This window comes from Novacetimonas hansenii JCM 7643, from assembly GCF_000964405.1.
Taxonomy (GTDB): Bacteria; Pseudomonadota; Alphaproteobacteria; order Acetobacterales; family Acetobacteraceae; genus Novacetimonas; species Novacetimonas hansenii.
The window spans coordinates 1-1,510 of the sequence record NZ_BANE01000269.1; the positions used below are offsets into that span (position 1 = coordinate 1).

Genomic DNA, 1,510 nt, shown 5'->3' on the forward strand with positions numbered 1-1,510 from the left:
CTGACGCCCTGACGCCCTGACGCCCTGACGCCCTGACGCCCTGAATGCGGTCGCCTGTATCCTGACGCCACCCTTTTCTGTCCTGCATGCGGCCCTGTTTTCCCCTGCCCCCCTTTTCCCATCGGGCTGCGTTACACGCCATTGAGGCAGGGGGCGCGGCGGGTTATCATGCGCGCCTCACATGCCATGGCAGTGTCACCAGACGGAGGGAAACAGGTCGGGATGCGCATTTTTTCTGTCGTGTTTTCTGTCACGACCCCACCCGTCGCATCCACGCCTGTCGTGCCCATCCCTGTTGTATCCCCCTCTGCCGTGCCCCCCCCTGCCGTATCCATCCCTGCCCGCACGTTGCGGGCCGTGGCGCTGGGATTAGGACTGGGGCTTGCGCTCCTCCCCGCCATTGCGATGCCCGCCCGATCCGCACATGCCGCCCCGGCCATGGCCCCGGGCAATAATGGGGGCGATAATGGGGGCGATGGCGCGCAGGGCGGTGCCCAGGATGCCGGATGGTCGTTTTCCCCCGACGGGGCGCAGGGACAGCCGATGGTCATATCCCGGCAGAACCAGCTTGACATCATGTTCTATCGTTCTGCGTCCGGCTCGCTTGGGATGGCGGTCCATGACCTGCATAAACGCTATCGCAACCCGGCGGGCGTCACCACGGCGGGTGTGGTGATCGGCAAGTTCGAACTGGTGATGCAGATCTTCTCCAAGGGGCGGAAGTGGGATACGGCGGGCGGTGACATGAAACCCGACGCCGTGGCCGACCTGATGCAGCAGTTGCACACCGTCACCACCGGCAACCTTGTGCCGCCCGAACGCGCGCCCGTGCCATTTTCCGTTGCCGGGGCGGCCAACGCCCTGTCGCAGATGGGGGAATATGCCGCCGCCCATGCCCTGTGGATGCCACCGCCACTTGGCCCTGCGGCCGCCACCCCCCATGCCGCGCCGCCGCTGGATATCGAAAAGCTGGCCCACCACCCCTATGACACGCAGCACGGGCGCATGGTGGCGCTGCCGCATTATCCGATTGCGCAGAACTGCGCCCGCGCACATGTGGAAATGCAGGACAGCGATACGGACTGCATCACGGCGGAACAGAAAAGTGAGGCCGCCCTTTCCACCGCGTGGGCACATTATGACAGCGACCTGAAGGCCGCATGTCTGGGCATGGCGGGCGATGTCGGACGGCTGGAGAAATATCAGGCGCTGGAAATGTGTCTTTCACGCTATCAGGATGATCGCAGGCAGTGGCAGCTTGTCTCCGGCTCCTCCGGCAGTGACGACATCATGCCGCATGACCATCCCACGCCCCCACCCGCGACGCCCTGACGGTGGGAACAGCAGGCGGGTCATTCCGAAAAAAGACAGCCTGAAACCGACCCATTGATAATATAAATCTTCATTTTCTGGGTTTTTATCAGGGCCTGTTTGGAATTAAGTTTTCTAAGAGACTGTTTGAAAATAACTCATTGATAAAAAACAAGAAAAGTTTTTGGGTGCTGCCTTT

Annotated in this window: 1 protein-coding gene; it reads left to right on the forward strand. The window is 61.8% G+C overall.

Annotation, left to right across the window (positions count from 1 at the left end):
* The first annotated feature begins 222 nt into the window (after positions 1-222).
* The gene (locus B7G66_RS14455) at positions 223-1,332 is read left to right on the forward strand and encodes a hypothetical protein (RefSeq protein ID WP_141313086.1); all 1,110 of its coding nucleotides are present in this window, start codon (positions 223-225) and stop codon (positions 1,330-1,332) included.
* Positions 1,333-1,510: the final 178 nt, after the last annotated feature.

Coding starts and splice junctions, on each gene's coding strand:
- B7G66_RS14455 (WP_141313086.1), top strand. CDS start 223: ATGCGCATTTTTTCTGTCGTGTTTTCTGTCACGACCCCACCCGTCGCA.